This window comes from Paenibacillus sp. BIHB 4019, assembly GCF_002741035.1.
GTDB lineage: Bacteria > Bacillota > Bacilli > Paenibacillales > Paenibacillaceae > Pristimantibacillus.
The window spans coordinates 5364327-5381440 of sequence record NZ_CP016808.1 but is presented as its reverse complement, the minus strand read 5'-3'; the positions used below and the strand labels follow the sequence as shown (position 1 = coordinate 5381440).

At 47.6% G+C, this 17114-nt stretch carries 15 protein-coding genes; 7 read left to right on the top strand and 8 right to left on the bottom strand.

Going from position 1 to position 17114, the window contains the following annotated elements:
• Positions 1–36 precede the first annotated feature (36 nt).
• Complete coding sequence (gene murI / locus BBD42_RS23460) at positions 37–837, bottom strand: glutamate racemase (RefSeq protein ID WP_099520111.1); 801 nt, start codon at positions 835–837, stop codon at positions 37–39.
• A gap of 195 nt (positions 838–1032) precedes the next feature.
• Positions 1033–2628: a M4 family metallopeptidase gene (locus BBD42_RS23455; protein WP_099520110.1), complete on the bottom strand. Its 1596-nt coding sequence runs from the start codon at positions 2626–2628 to the stop codon at positions 1033–1035.
• Positions 2629–3113: 485 nt separating this feature from the next.
• Here BBD42_RS23455 and BBD42_RS23450 point away from each other — a divergent pair, with 485 nt between their 5' ends.
• Positions 3114–3647 (top strand): Asp23/Gls24 family envelope stress response protein, encoded by a 534-nt coding sequence (locus BBD42_RS23450; protein ID WP_150131596.1) that lies wholly within the window; start codon positions 3114–3116, stop codon positions 3645–3647.
• 107 nt (positions 3648–3754) lie between these two features.
• On the opposite strand, the gene BBD42_RS23445 is transcribed toward BBD42_RS23450, so the two are convergent.
• The gene (locus BBD42_RS23445; protein WP_099520108.1) at positions 3755–4756 is read right to left on the bottom strand and encodes an ABC transporter substrate-binding protein; all 1002 of its coding nucleotides are present in this window, start codon (positions 4754–4756) and stop codon (positions 3755–3757) included.
• A 204-nt stretch (positions 4757–4960) separates the two neighbouring features.
• Here BBD42_RS23445 and BBD42_RS23440 point away from each other — a divergent pair, with 204 nt between their 5' ends.
• On the top strand, positions 4961–6541 hold the full coding sequence (locus tag BBD42_RS23440) for a helix-turn-helix domain-containing protein (RefSeq protein WP_172455599.1): 1581 nt from the start codon (positions 4961–4963) through the stop codon (positions 6539–6541).
• 191 nt (positions 6542–6732) lie between these two features.
• Here the strand turns inward: BBD42_RS23440 and BBD42_RS23435 are convergent, their stop codons facing one another.
• From BBD42_RS23435 to BBD42_RS23425, 3 genes are all read right to left on the bottom strand, one after another.
• Positions 6733–8250 carry a DHA2 family efflux MFS transporter permease subunit gene (locus tag BBD42_RS23435; RefSeq protein WP_099520106.1) on the bottom strand — a complete coding sequence of 506 codons (1518 nt, stop codon included), beginning with the start codon at positions 8248–8250 and terminating at the stop codon, positions 6733–6735.
• Between the two features lie 16 nt (positions 8251–8266).
• Positions 8267–8788, bottom strand: a complete 522-nt coding sequence (locus BBD42_RS23430) for a PadR family transcriptional regulator (protein ID WP_081418542.1) — start codon at positions 8786–8788, stop codon at positions 8267–8269.
• Positions 8789–9028: 240 nt separating this feature from the next.
• Positions 9029–10078, bottom strand: a complete 1050-nt coding sequence (locus BBD42_RS23425; RefSeq protein ID WP_099520104.1) for an NAD(P)/FAD-dependent oxidoreductase — start codon at positions 10076–10078, stop codon at positions 9029–9031.
• 219 nt (positions 10079–10297) lie between these two features.
• Here BBD42_RS23425 and BBD42_RS23420 point away from each other — a divergent pair, with 219 nt between their 5' ends.
• The 5 genes from BBD42_RS23420 (at position 10298) to BBD42_RS23400 (ending at position 15492) form a co-directional block, all read left to right on the top strand.
• Positions 10298–11242, top strand: coding sequence for a serine hydrolase domain-containing protein (locus BBD42_RS23420; protein WP_099520103.1), 945 nt, complete (start codon positions 10298–10300; stop codon positions 11240–11242).
• Between the two features lie 118 nt (positions 11243–11360).
• Positions 11361–12914 carry a spore germination protein gene (locus BBD42_RS23415; protein ID WP_237163203.1) on the top strand — a complete coding sequence of 518 codons (1554 nt, stop codon included), beginning with the start codon at positions 11361–11363 and terminating at the stop codon, positions 12912–12914.
• A 32-nt stretch (positions 12915–12946) separates the two neighbouring features.
• Positions 12947–14101: a Ger(x)C family spore germination protein gene (locus BBD42_RS23410; protein WP_099520102.1), complete on the top strand. Its 1155-nt coding sequence runs from the start codon at positions 12947–12949 to the stop codon at positions 14099–14101.
• 37 nt (positions 14102–14138) lie between these two features.
• Positions 14139–14369: a hypothetical protein gene (locus BBD42_RS23405; protein WP_150131595.1), complete on the top strand. Its 231-nt coding sequence runs from the start codon at positions 14139–14141 to the stop codon at positions 14367–14369.
• 28 nt (positions 14370–14397) lie between these two features.
• Complete coding sequence (locus tag BBD42_RS23400) at positions 14398–15492, top strand: GerAB/ArcD/ProY family transporter (RefSeq protein WP_150131594.1); 1095 nt, start codon at positions 14398–14400, stop codon at positions 15490–15492.
• Here the strand turns inward: BBD42_RS23400 and BBD42_RS23395 are convergent.
• Complete coding sequence (locus BBD42_RS23395) at positions 15482–16618, bottom strand: SGNH/GDSL hydrolase family protein (RefSeq protein WP_099520099.1); 1137 nt, start codon at positions 16616–16618, stop codon at positions 15482–15484. The genes BBD42_RS23400 and BBD42_RS23395 overlap by 11 nt on opposite strands.
• Positions 16618–17052 carry a GNAT family N-acetyltransferase gene (locus tag BBD42_RS23390; RefSeq protein ID WP_099520098.1) on the bottom strand — a complete coding sequence of 145 codons (435 nt, stop codon included), beginning with the start codon at positions 17050–17052 and terminating at the stop codon, positions 16618–16620. The genes BBD42_RS23395 and BBD42_RS23390 overlap by 1 nt, the downstream gene beginning before the upstream one ends.
• Between the last annotated feature and the right edge of the window lie 62 nt (positions 17053–17114).

Here is a 17114-nt window from a genome sequence, read left to right as displayed (position 1 = left end):
CATCAGCTTTAGACTGTTTCATTCATTATTCCATCATTATTCTTTCATGGTTTCTTCATTCTGTATGTTGCTCTCGCTGATCAATTCGAATGCGGTACGGATTTTTTCAATGTAAGCAGCATCATTGCCGGTACACATAAAGCGAACGCTGCCGCTTCGTACGCCGCCTACCATGCCAACACGGCTTAGCAGCGCCATAAGACGTTTTACCGTTCCGACATTGCCATCTATAATTTGAATGTGCGGCGGCAATATTTCGCGGAGCAGCCCTTTGTAGAAAGGATAATGGGTACAGCCCAGCACAATCATGCCATAACGGTCCAAATCATAGTCAGCAAGCTTGGAGCGGAAATAGTCGCTCATAATGCTTTTGTCGAACTGCAGCTCCTCGCAATAATGGACGAGCTCTGGAAGGGGCAAGGAATCTACTATCCCCTCATCGTCCACACGTGAGACCAGGGCATAATATTTGGGCTGCTGAAGCGTCAACGGTGTCGCGAACACCAGCACCCTCTTCCCTGTCTTGCGGTTCATCTCAACAGCTGGCTTGACTGCCGGCTCCATACCGACAATAGGGAAAGAGTACATCGTTCGCAGCTCGGCAACCGCAATACTAGTGGCCGTATTGCAAGCTACAACCAGCGCATCCATCCCCTCGCCAACCATCGTCTCAACGGCCTCCAAAATATAGGCTCTGACTTCTTCCTTCGACTTCGTTCCATAAGGCACATGCAAATTATCAGCCATAAAAAGATAATCCTGGGCGGGAAGCATTTGAATCGCCGTTGCCATAACGGTTAGACCTCCAATGCCTGAATCCAAAAATCCGATTTTCATTTTTATCGATCCTTAACTTATGTAATAAATACTTATACAAGCATAGCGCGATAGTTGGTTATAGGCAAGACCAGTCAAGAAGATAATGCGCAGCTTTTCATGATGTGCCTTCTACATTTTCACAAAAAAAAGGACCAACCAGAATTTTCTGATTGGCCTTGCTTCCCTATTCTATTTCATTGTCCTTCAATTATATTAATATACGCCTACCGCATTATAAGCTTGTTTAACCGATGCTACTTGTGTTGAAGTGGCGCCGTACAGCTCTGTTGCCGATTGGATGACTGCTGCACGCGTAGCGGAGAAGTTAGAGAATGTCGACAAATAGTACACAAGCGCATTATAGTAAATTTTTACCGCTTGATCTCTGCCAATCCCTGTAACGCTCACCCCACTGAACGTTCCGCCCTGTGCCAGCAAATAAAACGCCTTATTGTTAATGCCGCTATTGATATGCACGCCGCCATTATCATAGGAACCAATATAGCGGTTGCTGTAATGGGCGGGCTGATCATACAAGGTCGGATCAGCAAGCGAGCGAATTGCGTCGCCTGGAATACTTGGCGTGTAAATATCATCCCCAATCAGCCAGTTATCCCCTTCAATGGAGTTGCCGATAATATCAGAGATCGATTCGTTAATGGCTCCCGACTCGCCGTAATACTCCAAATTAGCCGTATATTCGGTTACGCCATGCGTAAACTCATGGCCAACTACATCCAAATCGCCAGACAGCGGCTTAAAGGTTACGCCATCGCCATCGCCGTACACCATTTGTACGCCATTCCAGAAGGCATTGTTATAGTTCGTATAATAATGTACGGTGGAGCGGAGCTGCAGGCCATTGTTGTTCAAGCTGTTGCGGCCAAATTTCTGCCAATAATAATCATAGGTTTTCGCTGCATAAGCATGAGCGTCAACAGCAGCCCCATCCGTCCAAATGTTCGTTGATCGGGAGAAGAGCGTCCCCGGCAGCGAGACCCCATTATTTGCACTGTAGGTTGCAATGCCGCCCCCTCGCGTTGCATCATACAGCTGATAAGAGGAACCCACGAGCCTCGTTTCAAACGTTTTGCTATCGCCGTTCACACCGGTTCCCGAGCCTGTTATTTCATGTAAAATATTATATTTAAACAATACGCTGCCTGTCTCTGCCGCGATAAAATATCTAACCCGCAGCGGCTCAGGCTCCAGCACATTCACTTCCGTAATATAAGACAATACCGGTTCGCCATCCTGCACGAAATAATATAATTCCGCTTTAGGAGTCGTTTGCGGTTCGCCAAGCGTGCCGTACTCCTGCGATACATCAGCCTCGGCAGCGGCAATCGCAGCTGCTTCGCTAATCGGAATGACCGGAGCGATCGTTTGCGGCAGCTTGTCCTGCACATTTTCCACAACGCTTCCAAGCAGTGAAGTCACTTGTCCTTCACTGTCCACATGAAGCGTCTGATCGGCACCATATACAGGAATGCCCGATGCATACTGGCTCAGCCTAAAATGGATCGTTCCCGTAGTACTATTGGTCTGCTGCTCTACAATTCGGAAATGATCACGAATGTTGCCCTCTTCGCCAACATTCAGTTGGTCTCTTACGCTTTCCAAATAGCCCCATACTTTATCCTCAGGCGATACAGCTAAAGGAGCTACCCAATCAGGCGCCGTAATGAAAATTTGCGAGGAATCAGCGAAAAAATCGCTTGAATCGTTATTTTCTTCTGCTGCGACAATCGAAGCGAATGAACCAAATACGAGCATACCTGCAACAATAGAAGCTACTTTCTTTTTCATAAAAAATACACTCCTCCAATATGAATACTAGGTTATAAGTACGAGCGAATTCCTGTTGATTGTTCATTCAGGCAGATGCCTAAGCTGTTATCTGGGATGAGAGACGATTGCGACGGACCGTTTACCTTTCTTTGTTCGCATTCAAGCTTAAATCCATCACCCACCTAATAAGGAAATATTTACAAACTTTTGGAGCTGATTTCATATTACTACGAGAGTCTATCATTTGTGAAGCTTTTTTTGAGAAATCTGGAAATTAATTGTAACCTTCTATGTTAGATTACGCTATTTCACTCGCTCTTTGTCTTCCATAATCATGGCGTTTACTAAATCTATTCTTGTTTAATGGCAGTCTAGTTTAATAGTCTAGTTAATATAAAATAATATTTATAAAAAATAATTATCCCAAAAAAGGATTTTGGAAAACTTTGACGAATGTTGAAAGGTATAGAGAGACTATATAACTATAGATGGGAGTCCTATTATTGCAAACACCGCCTAGAAGACCAGGAACGACGACCTATAGACCTGGGCAACCCTCAGCAGTGCGACCTGCCAGCGCCCAAACAGGGCGGCCAGTTGCCAATCCGCGAGTTGCTGCCGGACAAGCAACTGCAGCAGCAAGTCAAGCAGCTCCTCCCGCTGCTGGGCACCCCGCACCACAGGCTGCATCAGCAGCGAACAAAAATCAGCCAAAAAATAGGCTGGCCTTAGCGATTATATCGCTTATTTTTGGCATTATCAGCGTATTGCTGTGCGTTGGAGGCTTGTTCAGTTTTATCGGAACGGCACTAAATCCCTATGCCAGTGATACAGCTGGAATGGCCAGCGTTATTAATTTTGCTATTCTCATTTTCATTTTCAGCCTGCTCGGATTTATATTCGGTTTGGCCTCCAAACGTTCCTCCAGCGGAAAAGGCATGGCGATTGCAGGCATTATTTTATCCGCTCCTCCACTGTTTCTGACGGTGCTTGGCGTAGGCGGCTTTATTTTTGCTGCGATATTCGCAATGTATTAAACTAACACTTGGCAGCACTTTACTCGCAGCAAAACAAGCCTTCGCGTTCCATATGGAATGCAAAGGCTTGTTTTGTTTTTCTAGCTTGTTATAAATCTATTATGCTGCTACTGCTTCAAAATTCCCGGCAGCACCTCAATCAGCTTCTCTCTTGCAAGCGGATCAGTTGAAACGCCTAGGCTTCCATCAATGAAATAAACTTTGCCCGCTTTAACCGCCGGGAGATCTCTCCAGATCGGCTCGGTGATCATTTTTTTGGCCGCTTCGCCTTCTTCTGCATCAATGTAGACGATGAAAATGCGGTCGCCAGCCAGCTCCGGCAGCATTTCGGCAGATATATCCACGTACCCATAGCCTTCTGGATCGTCGATTAGTTTTTGAATTGGTTCAGTCGGCTTAAAGCCGTCCTTATCATAAACAAAGCTTGCCAAATAGCTGGTTGTATATACGCTCAGCCTATTCGCCGTTAACATATGCTGAAATACAGAGGCTGTTTCACCCTCTTTGATCGTTCCATCCGCGACCAAAGCCTTCCACATATCAGCCACTTTCCCATTATGCTCGTTTAGAAAAGCGTCTGCCTCTTTTTCATAACCGAACCATTCGCCAATTCGTTTAATGCGTTCTGCCATTGGGTCCCACTCGTTCGTTACGAGAACCGGGGCAATTTTGGACATTGCTTCAATTTGTGCGGCATCCGTAACCGAGGTAATAATAACATCCGGCTGAAGCTCGATCAGCTTCTCTGCACTAATGGGCCAGCCCACATCTGCAACCTCTTTAATTTGCTCTTTATATACGGCATTTTCCAAACCGCCTTGCACTAATCCGACAGGCTGAATGCCAAATAACAAAATATCGCCTACCGTATTGTCTGTATATACGACCCGCTGCGGCGAGCTAGGAATTTCTACTTTTCTGCCCGTTGAATCCGTCACGCTTTTCGTTGCTGCTGCCTGTGATTCCGTATTCTCCGCTGCGGCTGGCGCTGCTTCTCCCTGCACTGAGTTAGCCCCGTTGCTGCTGCCACAAGCGCTAATCATCGCTGCCATTACAATAATCATAAGACTCGTCCATAACCATGGTGTCTTGTTCAATAAAGCATTCATTTTGCACAGTCCCCTTTATATATCGATAATGATTCTCAACATCATTTATTATATCGCTACACCTAATTGTGCCACAATGGATAGAACGGCTGTTTTTTTGCACCAATCGGAAGGCTGATGGACGAATCGGATGCATTGTAATGAATGGACATTTCGTGTAAAATCAATTTAATTGATAATTATTCTCAAAAAGAGGTGTTTGTTTTGAATTTGAATATGCTGCATGCCGCGAGCCCGGTAAACTCCCTGTCCTTTCAACTGCATGGCATGCTGCAAGGCAGCTTTTCTCACCCAATAATCGTACCACAGCAGGAGCTTACAACATACACGCTGATCGTGGCACAGCAAGGGGAAGGTGTCCTGACTTGGAACAACGAAGAGCACTCCTTAATGTACGGCACCTGCTTTCTGCTAAATCCTCACTGTACGATTGAGATAGAAAATACAGATCAATCCCCGCTATCGCTGTGGATTTTAACCTTTTCCATACATATGAACGAAAGTCATCCGTCTTCCCTATTAAACGCTGGAGAGTTTTGCGTCCCGTCCTTCGAGGCGTTAATCCGCGAGCTCAAGGAAATTTCCCAAAAGCAGCATGCAATTGATGCCCAGAAGCAAATGGCCGCACATGGCAACTTTCAGAAGCTGATGGGCAGCCTGCTTCAGCATCTCGGACCGCACAAAAAAACAGAAAACTCGCGGCAGGCTGTGCTGGAAATCATCGCTGCGTTGAAGGAGAATTACCAGCAGGACGTATCCGTTGAAGAGCTTGCCAAGCAAGCCAAAATCAGCATTCGCCGATTTACCCATTGGTTTAAGCTGTTGACTGGCACCAATGTTTCCGGCTTTATGACCGCTTTGCGGATAAGTCATGCCAAGCAGCTGCTGCTGAGCGGCGGACGCCTGCAGGAAATTGCCGATACGGTCGGCTATCGGGACGAGTTTTATTTTAATCGGCGCTTTAAGCAAACCGTAGGGATATCACCCGGCCAATTCATTCGCAATCATAAAAAACAGCAGGTTAACATTTGCGCGATGAGCTGTCTCGGCCATTTGCTTGCGCTTGGCATTCGCCCCGTTGCTGCTGCCAAAAACCTGGCGAATAATTTGCATCTTCGCGAGCTAAGCTCGGATATTCATAAGGTCAACAGCATCCCTATGCAGCTTGAGGAAATAGCCAATCTCCAGCCTGAGCTCATTCTAGCCCCTTGCCAAAACGATTACGACAAGCTGTCGACCATTGCTCCGACCCTATTGTTGTCAGGTAATGAGCATAACCCGCTCTCCCTGCTCCGAATGCTGGGGGAAACGTTCAATAAGCAGCAGGAGGCAGAGCAGTGGATTGTGCAATACAATCGGAAAACTGAGCGGCACAAGGCGCGATTAGCTGATATTGTTGCAAGTGACGAAACGTTCTCCTCTATTGAAATTCGCTCGGATTCGATTTATGTGTTCGGCAATTTCTGGTGCAGAGGCGCCTACAATTTATATGACGGCCTGGAGCTTGCCGCCCCAGCTATTATTCAGCAGGAAATGATTAACAAGGAAGCCTATCGCATAATTTCGGAGGAGCAGCTCCCGCTTTATGTGGGCGATCATCTCTTTTTGACGGTAGTCGATCCCGAAAGGTTTAAGCAATTATCTGCTACTTTATGGTGGAAATCTCTGCCTGCAGTGAAGAATAATCATGTCTATCATACGCAATTGGAAAAATTCCGCGTTAGCGACCCTATTTCGCTGCATAAACAGCTGGATACGCAAATGAAATTGCTGCTTGCACGCTGATACGCTGATTAAGAAGCTTCAAGTCTCATTTCAGCTTGCAGTAGTGAGCAGCACATGCCTATATACAACAACAAGAACGGCGAGCCAAATGCTTGCCGTTCTTGTTGTTCCCAAACGATCATATTGGATCTTAAACCTCATGCAACCATCTTACCTTCAAGCTTTGGAACAATGCAGCTTAGTTAACCTGCTCATGAAGCCTGCTTGGCAGCGGATTGTGCATTAGGAATGCTTTGCCTGCCTGGGCCTGCAACGAATGCCGCCACAATGCCAAGAAGAGCGAAGACAATACTTAGTATAAATCCATGATTAATCGCGGTACCCAAAGAATCACGCACGAAAGCCACAATATCTTGCGGAACATTGCCAGCCCCTCGCACAAGTTGTTCTGGATTCGCCAGCGTTGCGATCTGATCCTGCGGAATATGGTGCTCAGCTGCTCCATCCGACAGCAGCGTCTTCAAGTTGTTGTTGACAATGGTCGCCATGATCGATGCGCCGAGAACGCCGCCAATGCTGCGCCAGAAACCAACGATGGACGAGCTAATGCCGATGTATTTGCGTTCCACGCTTGCTGCCATAGCTGTCTGCGACATACTCATCAGAGGGCCGATAGCTCCGAGCCCCAGCAGTATCATCAGACCTATCATATACCACTTGGAAGCATCATGGCTAACCGTACTAAGCAAGTAGCTCACGACAACTCCGGCTGCCATTGTGAAAGCAATAAGCGTCCGATAAGCAAATTTGGATTGCAAAAAGCCAAACAAAACCGCTCCGGATATTAACGAAACCATCATCGGAGTCAATAAAGCGTTGGAATTTTCCTGCCCTAATACGGCAGTTGAGAAAATCGGCAAATAAGCAATGGCCGAAAACATAATCGCTCCCTGACAGAGGCAGGCGAGACATAGCCCGACGACCATCCGATTTTTGAACAAAACTAAGGGCAATATCGGCTCCTCTGCACGCAGCTCAACGGATATGAACAGCAAGCCCACGATAACCGACACCGCGAACAGCGATAAAATCTGCCAAGACGTCCACGCGTAGTCCTTGCCACCCCACTCCAAAGCGAGCATCAAGGAAATGGTGCAAATGATGAGGAATGCCGTTCCTAAATAATCGATTTTTGGCTTCCGCTCCGAACGGGATTCCTTGAGGGCAAAGAGCAATACGAGAAAGGATACGATGCCAATCGGAACATTGACGTAAAAGCACCATCTCCAGCCCCAAGCCTCTGATAACAGCGTCCCGATTTGCGGTCCTGCAACGGAAGACAAGCCGAAGATGCCGGCAAAAACGCCAGCCATTTTGGAAGCTTGCTTCGGATCGGCAAACACCGTGTAAATGATCGTAAAGCTGATTGGCAGCAGCGCCCCCGCACCAATTCCTTGAATAGCACGGAACACGATTAGTTGGGTAATATCCTGCGCCATGCCGCATAAGGCTGAACCAAGGAGGAATATCGATATGCCAATGAGATAAAATAGCTTGCGGCCGAATAAATCGGACATTTTGCCAAAAACGAGCATCATGCTCGTTGACGCGAGCATATAGGCGGTAAATACCCAGCTGACCTGCTCAAATCCGCCAATGTCTTTAATAATATGGCTCAGTGCCGCAGAGGTAATCGTGTTGTCGAGAGACGACATTAGCAGGCCGAGTGCCATTGCCAATACGATCAGCCCTGTTTTTTCCTTGTTCATGTTGAACCCCTTCTCCTTATAATTGAGCTTTCAGCTTCTGCAATCCTTCTACCAAAATTCGATGGGAGCTCTCCTGATTGGCAATACCGATTGTGATACACAGCTCTTGGGTGGCATTCATGTTGGGTTTCCAATTTGCATAATCAGCCGTTAATTGTGCAATCTCTTCCTCCTGTTTGGCAATCGTTTTCTCCAGCCATTGAATCACTTGCTCTTGATCTGCCCATTTCCCAAAAACGAGCCTCACCATAAAATCGGATTTCGTTTCCACAGCCTGGATATCGCTTTTTAAATACAGCATAAACTGTTCCCGGCCTGCTTCCGTAATCGTATACACATTTTTATTCGGCTTGCCGTCCTGCAAAATGCTCTCCTTCGTAATTAATCCCTGCTTCTCCATCTTGCCGAGCGTCGGATAAATCGTCCCATAGCTGGCATTGTAAAAATACGAAAACAGCGTTTCAAATTTGTGCTTGATTTCGTAACCCGAACAATTTTCATCCATTAAAATACCCAAAATCACATCCTGGCTGTTCAAAAAATTCCCCACCTTCTTTGTAAGTATCATTGCGCAAACTTATATTAACACAAATCATATATCAATTCAATATATAAATGTTCAGCATATGACTGTCAACGATATGTACAGTAGTCAAGCAGCTTCATGGCTAAAGTCGTTATGCATTCAGCCATTCATGCCTGTATACAACAAAAAAAACGGCGAGCCAAATGCTCGTCGTTCTTTTTGTGAATTAATATTTTTAATCTATTCGGCTGGCTATTCGCTCTCTTCGTCCTCCGTTACGCCTAACGCGCGATTTTTCTCTTTAAACTTCTCATTATGCGAGGATACATAGGCCATCATCGGGGCTTCCGGGTCCAAATATTGCTTGGCGCTATTGAGTGCCATAATGCCATCGGTAAACGTTCCAGCGATCAGCTCAACTTTACTGCCATAGGTTACGAAATCGCCTGCGGCAAATACGCCCGGCAAATTCGTTTCCATATGTTCGCCGACGGTTACATGCCATGCTCCGAGGTCAAGACCCCAGCCCTCCACTGGCCCGAAATCGCATTTCATCCCGTGATTGACAATTACCGCATCGACTTCCAGCAGCTCACGCTCGCCTGTTTCCAAATGAGCGATGGTCACCTGATCAATGCTAGACCCATTGCTGCTTAGCAGCGCTTCTACGCTATAAGGCGTACATATTTTCACCGAGGAGCTTCTCATGTTCGAGACGTTTCGCTCATGTCCGCCGAATTGGCTGCGGCGATGTACAATGGTGACGCTTGCTGCAATCGGCTCCAGTTCATTCGCCCAATCGACTGCGGAATCGCCGCCTCCCGAAATGAGCACATGCTTGCCGCGAAAGCCTTCCAGCTCCTGAACGGTATAATATAAATTCGTCACTTCGAAACGGTCTGCTCCTTCAATTTCCAGCTTGACCAGCTTTCGGGCGCCATAGCCTATGGCCAAAATAACGGTTTTCGTATGATGCTGCTCGCCGCTCGACGCCGTCAGCACAATCGAGCCATCCTCCTGCCGCTCAAAGCCTGAAATTTGCTGGCCGAGCACGATCGTTGGCTCGAAGGTTTTGGCTTGCTCGACTAATTGAGCGATCAATTTCTCTCCACGGATAGGGGTTACACCCCCTACATCCCAAATCATTTTTTCAGGATAGGTCAGAATTCGCCCTCCGAGCTCCGGCTGTGATTCAATCAGCTTTGTTTTCAGGTCGCGCATGCCGCTATAAAAGGCTGTGTACAATCCAGCTGGACCGCCACCGATTATCGTTACATCATAAAGCTCCAATTGTTTATTCATCGTCTGCCTCCAGCTTCTATAAGTTCGCTGGTAGTATAGATTTATTTTCTACTGCTGGCAATGGACTCAACTGCTTGCCTTTGCCAAGCAGCCAGCCTTAAAGTACAAAGCAGGAATCAGAGAGCCCGTACCGGATCGCCCATCCCTCCATTTGTTTCTTTTCCGCTAACCCCCTATAATCGAAAGAACGAGATGGATAAGGAAAGTAGGGAAATACAGATGAAGCTGTCATCACTGCTCCCGGCTATTGAGCCGCTGGACTTAAGGAGCTGCCTGGTGTCTTATAATGGCAAGCTTATTTTCGAGCATTACCGAAATGATCGTACGAGAGAAGAAATTGCAAAAGTTAACTCCTGTACTAAAAGCGTCGTATCTGCGCTAATTTGTATCGCGATGGGCAAGCAGCTGCTGCCAGAGGCATCGACGCCAGCCACTTTATTTTTCCCCCAGCTTGCTGAAGATTCTGACCCGCGAAAACAAACGATTACGCTGGAGCATCTACTGACGATGTCTGCCGGTTTCAACTGGACGGAGTTCGGCGGACAAAACTCCTTCCCCCGCATGACGCAAACGTCAAACTGGATTCAATTTGCCTTGGAGCAGCCATTATCGGATGAGCCTGGCTCGCGCATGGAATACAATTCCGGCATCTCCCAAATGCTGTCTGCCATTCTCGTACAAGCAAGCGGCATGACCACTGCTGCATTTGCCGAACGTTACCTGTTTCAGCCTTTAGGCATTTCCCAAAATGAATGGGAGCATGATCCGCAAGGCATTCATACAGGCGGCTTTGGACTGCGGCTGCTTCCAGCCGATATGCTGAAGCTGGGCCAGCTGTATTTGCAGCAAGGCATATGGAAGGGGCAGCAGCTTATCCCCCAAGCTTTAATAGAGCGCTCCGTCTATCCTGCGATAGCCGCTGAGTCTCCTCGCCCTGGCCAGTACGGCTGGCATTGGTGGGTCGATTCTTTTTCAGCAGGTTCGAAATCCGTTTCGCCTTCTGCTTTCGATTTTTATTATGCGTTAGGCTTCGGCGGACAGACGATTACCGTCATCCCCAGCCTCAATATCGTCGCAGTCGTCACCAATGACAGGCTAAAAAGAGGCAAGCCTCCCGCAGATGTTTTCCGTCATCACATTGCCCCGCTGCTCGCGCAGCAATAATTTAAATATCAAGACAACTCCCCTGCGGGCGTTGTCTTTTTAGGTCGTATAGTTTTCCAGGCGGCAAGCCATACTGGTAAATGTAAGAAACCAGGACATGGAAACTAGGTGAACGCACATGACAACCGAGAATAGCCATACGGGGACAAGCACCCAGGAAACGATGCCAACCGTACCACAAAGTGGTCAATCAGGCAGTGGCGATGGGAAGCATCCGCTCACCTCCATACTGGAGGATAATGTCCGTTATCTGGAATCTGTCTTTGTCCGCAGCTCCGACATCATCTTTATGCATTGGCATTACGGTCCCGATATGCTGCATAAAGCATGCTCGATCTATTACAGCTCGCTTATTCAAGACGATACCATTAACTATATGAAAATATCGCTGCAGGATCTTGTAACGCATGAGGTCGGACCTGGGATGGAAGCCGGCATTGAGGACGTCCGCTTTTTTTTCGAGAATCATGGGCCTTCCGGCAAAAAAGTACAGCTCGTAAACGATTTAGATGCTGTCGTAGACGGTATTTCCAGCGGACAGCTGCTGATTTTATTCGACGGCTGGAATCAGGCACTCAGCTTTAAAGCCCAGTCCGTAGAGACAAGACAGGTCAATGAGCCCGTTAATGAATCGGTCGTGCAAGGGCCGCGGGAAAGCACCGTTGAAAACTTGCAGAAAAATTTAGGACTGCTGCGGCTGCGGCTGAAGACGCCAAAATTCAAAATTGAGCTAATGAGCGGTGGCGGGGATACCAACACAACTGTCGCCTTCGGCTATTTGGAAGGCAAAGTGGATACGGAGATGCTCGCCGAGTTTAAGAAACGAATGGAGCTCATTAAGACGGTAGATGTTTTGGAAACCTCCTATATTGAGCAGCTTATTGAAGATTCCAGCTACTCCCCCTTTCCTCAGCATCGGTATACAGAAAGAACCGATATGGCTGTAGCCGGATTGCTAAAGGGAAAAATCGTCGTGCTGGTGCAAGGAACAGGCGGCATGCTGCTTTGTCCCGGGTTGTTCACCGAGTTTTTCCAATCGAGCGAGGATTATTACCAACGGACGATCATCTCGACGATGATTCGCTGGCTGCGCATTCTCGCTTTTATTATCGCCTTATCGCTGCCAAGCATTTATATTGCGCTATCTACCTTTCATCCTGAGCTGATTCCTACCGTGCTTCTATTAGCAGTATTGAATGCACGCGAGGGGCTGCCGCTGCCAGCCTTTTTCGAAGCGCTGCTGATGGAGTTCTTTTTTGAGCTTATGCGTGAGGCAGGCGTTCGCTTGCCCCGGACTGTCGGCTCCGCTGTGAGCATCGTTGGAGCCCTTGTCATTGGGGACGCCGCAATTAGTGCAGGTATTGCATCGCCGATTATGGTTATCGTGGTGGCGCTGACGGGTATCGCCTCCTTCTCTATTCCGCAATATGGCATCGCGATTGCGCTCCGTATTTTGCGGTTTCCGCTCATGCTTTGCGCTGCGCTGCTCGGAGGCTTCGGCATGATGATTTGCTTCTTGTTCATTTTGCTGCATCTGTGCAAGCTTAGATCGCTTGGACAGCCTTATTTGGCTCCGCTCGCTCCTTTTCGGATAGTCGAGCTTCGAGATGTCATTATGAGAATCTCGCTCAAAAAGCTGCTGCGCAAGCCGCAAAATTTGCATAAGCCATAAGAAGCTCAAAAAATCAAAGAGATGGGATCTGCATGAAAAAACAAACCGGCATTTTACTGATTGCCTCTCTATTCATGAGCTTCATGCTGCTAACGGGCTGCTGGAGCAAATATGAGCTGACCGAGCGCGGTTTTGTGATGGGCGTTGCCCTCGACGAAACGAAGGACGGAAAAATCGAAATGCTTACCCAAATTTATCGTCCCGCCTCCGTAGAAACTGGAAAATCGGCTACTACGCAAACGTCTAGCGTAAACATTCATACGCAAGATGATACCGTAATGGAGGCGGTACGCGATATTCCGATCCATTTGGGCCGCAAAGCCCAGTGGAGCCATACCCGGGTCATTATTGTCGGAGAGAAGCTGGCAAGAAATCAGGATCTCGGTAAAATACTCGATATTTTTTATCGCGACCATGAGCCGCGCAGCAGCGTCAAGCTGCTCATATCCAAAGGTCCCGCTCACAAGATGCTGGAGAAGCATCCGCTTATTGAGCAGACGACAGCGCAGCAAATTCTTCGTACAGAAGAGTTCTCCTATCTCAATGCGGCGAAAACAATGGACACCTCCCTGCTCGATTTGCTGCTGCAACAGGAAAGCGCGCATCCAGACACGGTACTCTCCTATGTTTACAGTAATTCTAATCCTGAACAGACGCTATCCACTGCCGGTCTTGCCTTAATCAAGAATGGAAAATTGCAGAAAGTAATGCCTCCCGATAAAGTTGAGGGACTGCTTGCTTTACGAAATGAATACCATTCAGGCGTGCTGGAAATTCCTTGCCCGGGCATGAAGGGCGACAAAGAAACAGCGGAAGTGCTGTCTCTGCGTACAGCGAGCAAAGTTACGATAAAGGATGGAAATCCCGTAGTCAGCTACCGTATTAAAGGGGAGCTAGCCATTACAGAGCTAAAATGCACAGCTATAGCTTCCAAAAAGGACGAGCAAGCCTTCCTCGAAAAATTTAGCGCGGCACTATTGAGACAAACTTCAGCGACGTTAAAATTTTTGCAAAAAAATAAGCTGGAGGTTATCGGCATCGGCAACCAGATTTACCGCCAGAGCCCGGGGGCATGGCATAAGCTGCAGCCGGACTGGGATGAGCGCTTTGCGGAGCTGCCAATTAATGTGAAGATAGAGTTTAAACTCGTTACGGTCGGGACGATGAACAGCAAACCTGCATCGTAGCAAGGCGGGAAGGAAGATATTGATGTGGGAGCGGGCATTGATTGCAACGCTTTTATTCGGGGGCATGCTGCTTTATGACAGCCTCACTCTACGCGGGAAGATGAAAGGCCCTGCAGTTTGGCTCTATTCACTTATTACAGCGGCATGCTTGTATATGAGTATAGATTATGTCTTGAACAAAGACTGGTTCGATTATTTCGACGTCGTTGAGCAAATATTGGGCGGGCCTGCCAAACAGATTAGCAGCATGCTGGGGGTGAAAGGCTAGGTTGGGCGAAGAAAGGAGCAGAATCAGCTTGAATAAACAAAAGGTCAGTTCTTTTCAAATGGGCGTGCTTTTATTTGTATTCTTGACCGGCTCCTCGATTATTTTTGTGCCTGGCCCGCTGATTGGAAAAGCAGGTGCCGCTGCATGGCTCTCCCTGCTGCTGTCTGGAGCAATCGGGTTTGGCATCCTAATGATGCTGATGTATTTAAATCGCCGATTTCCCGGCCAGGATTACATTGATTACAGCCGCAAGGTGATCGGCAATGTACTAACGGTGCTGTTAGGGCTGCTGACTATCTCGTATTTGTTGCAAATGCAGGCAGCTATTGTCGTAGGCGTAGGCCAGTTCATGATTGGGGCGATGATGAGAGAAACTCCGATGTACGCCTTTACTTCCCTTATTTTTATAATTTCTGCTTTGACGGCCCGCGCAGGAATAGAAGTGATCGCACGAATGTTCACTCTGATTATGCTATTAACTTCCTTTTTCATTGTCATCGTGCTGCTGTTTGCGATTCCTGAATACCGTCCTGAGCAATTGCTGCCGCTGCTGCCTAAAGGACTGATGCCCGTAGCGGCTGGAGCCTATTATACGTTTGGCTTCCCTTTCTCCGAAGTGTTTTTATTCGGCATGCTGCTGCCCTTCGCCGCAGGGCAAAAGCCGAACAAAAAGCTGATGATGACGATGTCCTTCTCCTTCGCCGCCAGCTTGCTTGTACTCTGCGCTGTGACGGTATGCGCCTTAATGGTATTCGGTCCGGTTGCAGGGGCAGGGCCCTATATGCTATTTTCCGTAGCCCGGCTCATTGAATTTCAGGAAATTTTCCAGCGCATTGAGTCCGTTATCGGCATGTCGCTCATTCTCGGCTCTTATATGAAAGCTACGCTTTCCCTCTATGTGCTCAGCCTCTTTATGGCCAAGCTTTGCGGCATGAAGGATAACAATGTCATCATTATGCCGCTGGCATTGGCAGGTTTTCTGATGGGGCTCGTCACTTATGACAGCAACACCCAGTGGGCTCGCATTGTTACAGAAATTCATCCGATATGGACGGGGCTGGTGCTGTTCGTTCCGCTGCTTGTCGTAATGGTTGTAGCAATGTTTCGGCCGGCTAAGGCTTAGAGGAACGCAAAACTTCTTTGATATAGCCCGCCAGCTCACTGGCTGCTTTCGCATGGGCTAATTTGCCGGGATGCTGTCTTGCGCCTAATGTGCCATCAGTCGTATTGGGAAGCTGAAAAATGGTTACCTGCTTATCCCCTGTTTGCATTCGATAAGCATTTACAGCACGGTAGATGGCTGGCATCATCGGTATACCCAGCATGCCGTAGGCCCATATGATAGGAGCATCTGGGTTATATTTTCTAATTTTGTTTAGAAAGCGCACAGCTGCTTCCTCAAATGCAGCTAAATCCTCATCATCATACGTGCCATCGGCCTTTAACCGCTGTTTGTAAGCTTTTCCAGTAGCTGTATCTACCCATTCCGGAGAATGAAAAGCGCCGTCATCATTCGTTCCCAAATTCACGACGACGACATCCGGCTGCCAGGAGGCAAAATCATTTTTTTCGTGCGCGCCTAAAGCTTTATTGTTCTCCCCGGTAAGAAGACCGCAAACCTGTTCGTAATAATCAGGAAGATTGGCATGCGGGTTGTTGTCCCAGCTCGTAAGGACGCCCCATCCGCTTTGTGAAAGGACACGGTAGTCAGCATCCAGCGCTTCCGCTGTCATCGCCGTATAATTGTCAATCGCGCTAAACCACATCGGAATCCAGTCCGTCTCCGCTTTCGCTCCGATGGCCCCTTCTCCAGAAGTAATGCTGTCGCCTATAAATTCGATGCGATATGGCTTTTCTTCAATCGGTGTACATTCACCGTCAAACTTCACAGCGTGAATCTGCAGGAGGCATTCCGAATCCGCGCTCATCGCCTGTACATCCTTTACGATACGAACATTTTTAATGGCGGTCTTAGTCATGCCTCTATAAATACAAACCCAGTACCTGCCCGCCGTTAACATTAGTCTGCTGACCGGCACACCGTTGATCAGGATGCTGATCCAAGGCTCATACTGGTCGTAATTCACCTCGACTTCAACCCAAAGCTCAGATCCTTGCGCATTTAATTCCACCGAGCTTCCGGTCCAAAATAACGTTAATGGATCAAGTTGGCCAGTCGTCCGGCCATGAACCTTAAGATGAGCGATTTCGGATAACGGATATACCTTTAAGCGATCCTCTTGCGGCATCACACACTCCTCCTCATTTCTATACATTTTTCGTAAATATCAATTGGATTGTTGTGATTGTCGAGCCCCTCGCTAATTTTATGAAACCCATTCTTATTCCAAAAGGAAGCCCCGTTATGGTTGCCATGCTGAACACAAAGTCTGACTTTGTCTATGCGCTGTGCTGCCCATTCTTCTTCTAACAATTTCAATGCAAGCGATCCGATTCCTGCCCTTTCTTGCTCCTTATGAATAATAAGCAGCCCAATCCACGGATGATGATCATTAGGATTTTTCGGAAGATACGTCATCATTCCAACGCATTCGTTATTTTCAATCAAGTGAAACATTTTTTCGCCCTGTTCGAGATTTTTCTGGTTTTCTTCCCTAATCTCTTCGTCCGTTTGGAGTCGTTTACCAAGGACTAAGAGATTAAACAGAGGCTGTGAATTCATAATCGCCTTTTGAATGGTTATACTTTCTGTCGAGAGCGGATCAGATACTAACTTTAAGTGAA

Coding starts and splice junctions, on each gene's coding strand:
- murI (WP_099520111.1), bottom strand. CDS start 837: ATGAAAATCGGATTTTTGGATTCAGGCATTGGAGGTCTAACCGTTATG.
- BBD42_RS23390 (WP_099520098.1), bottom strand. CDS start 17,052: ATGAATTCACAGCCTCTGTTTAATCTCTTAGTCCTTGGTAAACGACTC.
- BBD42_RS23395 (WP_099520099.1), bottom strand. CDS start 16,618: ATGCCGCAAGAGGATCGCTTAAAGGTATATCCGTTATCCGAAATCGCT.
- BBD42_RS23455 (WP_099520110.1), bottom strand. CDS start 2,628: ATGAAAAAGAAAGTAGCTTCTATTGTTGCAGGTATGCTCGTATTTGGT.
- BBD42_RS23410 (WP_099520102.1), top strand. CDS start 12,947: ATGAAAAAACAAACCGGCATTTTACTGATTGCCTCTCTATTCATGAGC.
- BBD42_RS23425 (WP_099520104.1), bottom strand. CDS start 10,078: ATGAATAAACAATTGGAGCTTTATGATGTAACGATAATCGGTGGCGGT.
- BBD42_RS23445 (WP_099520108.1), bottom strand. CDS start 4,756: ATGAATGCTTTATTGAACAAGACACCATGGTTATGGACGAGTCTTATG.
- BBD42_RS23420 (WP_099520103.1), top strand. CDS start 10,298: ATGAAGCTGTCATCACTGCTCCCGGCTATTGAGCCGCTGGACTTAAGG.
- BBD42_RS23435 (WP_099520106.1), bottom strand. CDS start 8,250: ATGAACAAGGAAAAAACAGGGCTGATCGTATTGGCAATGGCACTCGGC.
- BBD42_RS23415 (WP_237163203.1), top strand. CDS start 11,361: ATGACAACCGAGAATAGCCATACGGGGACAAGCACCCAGGAAACGATG.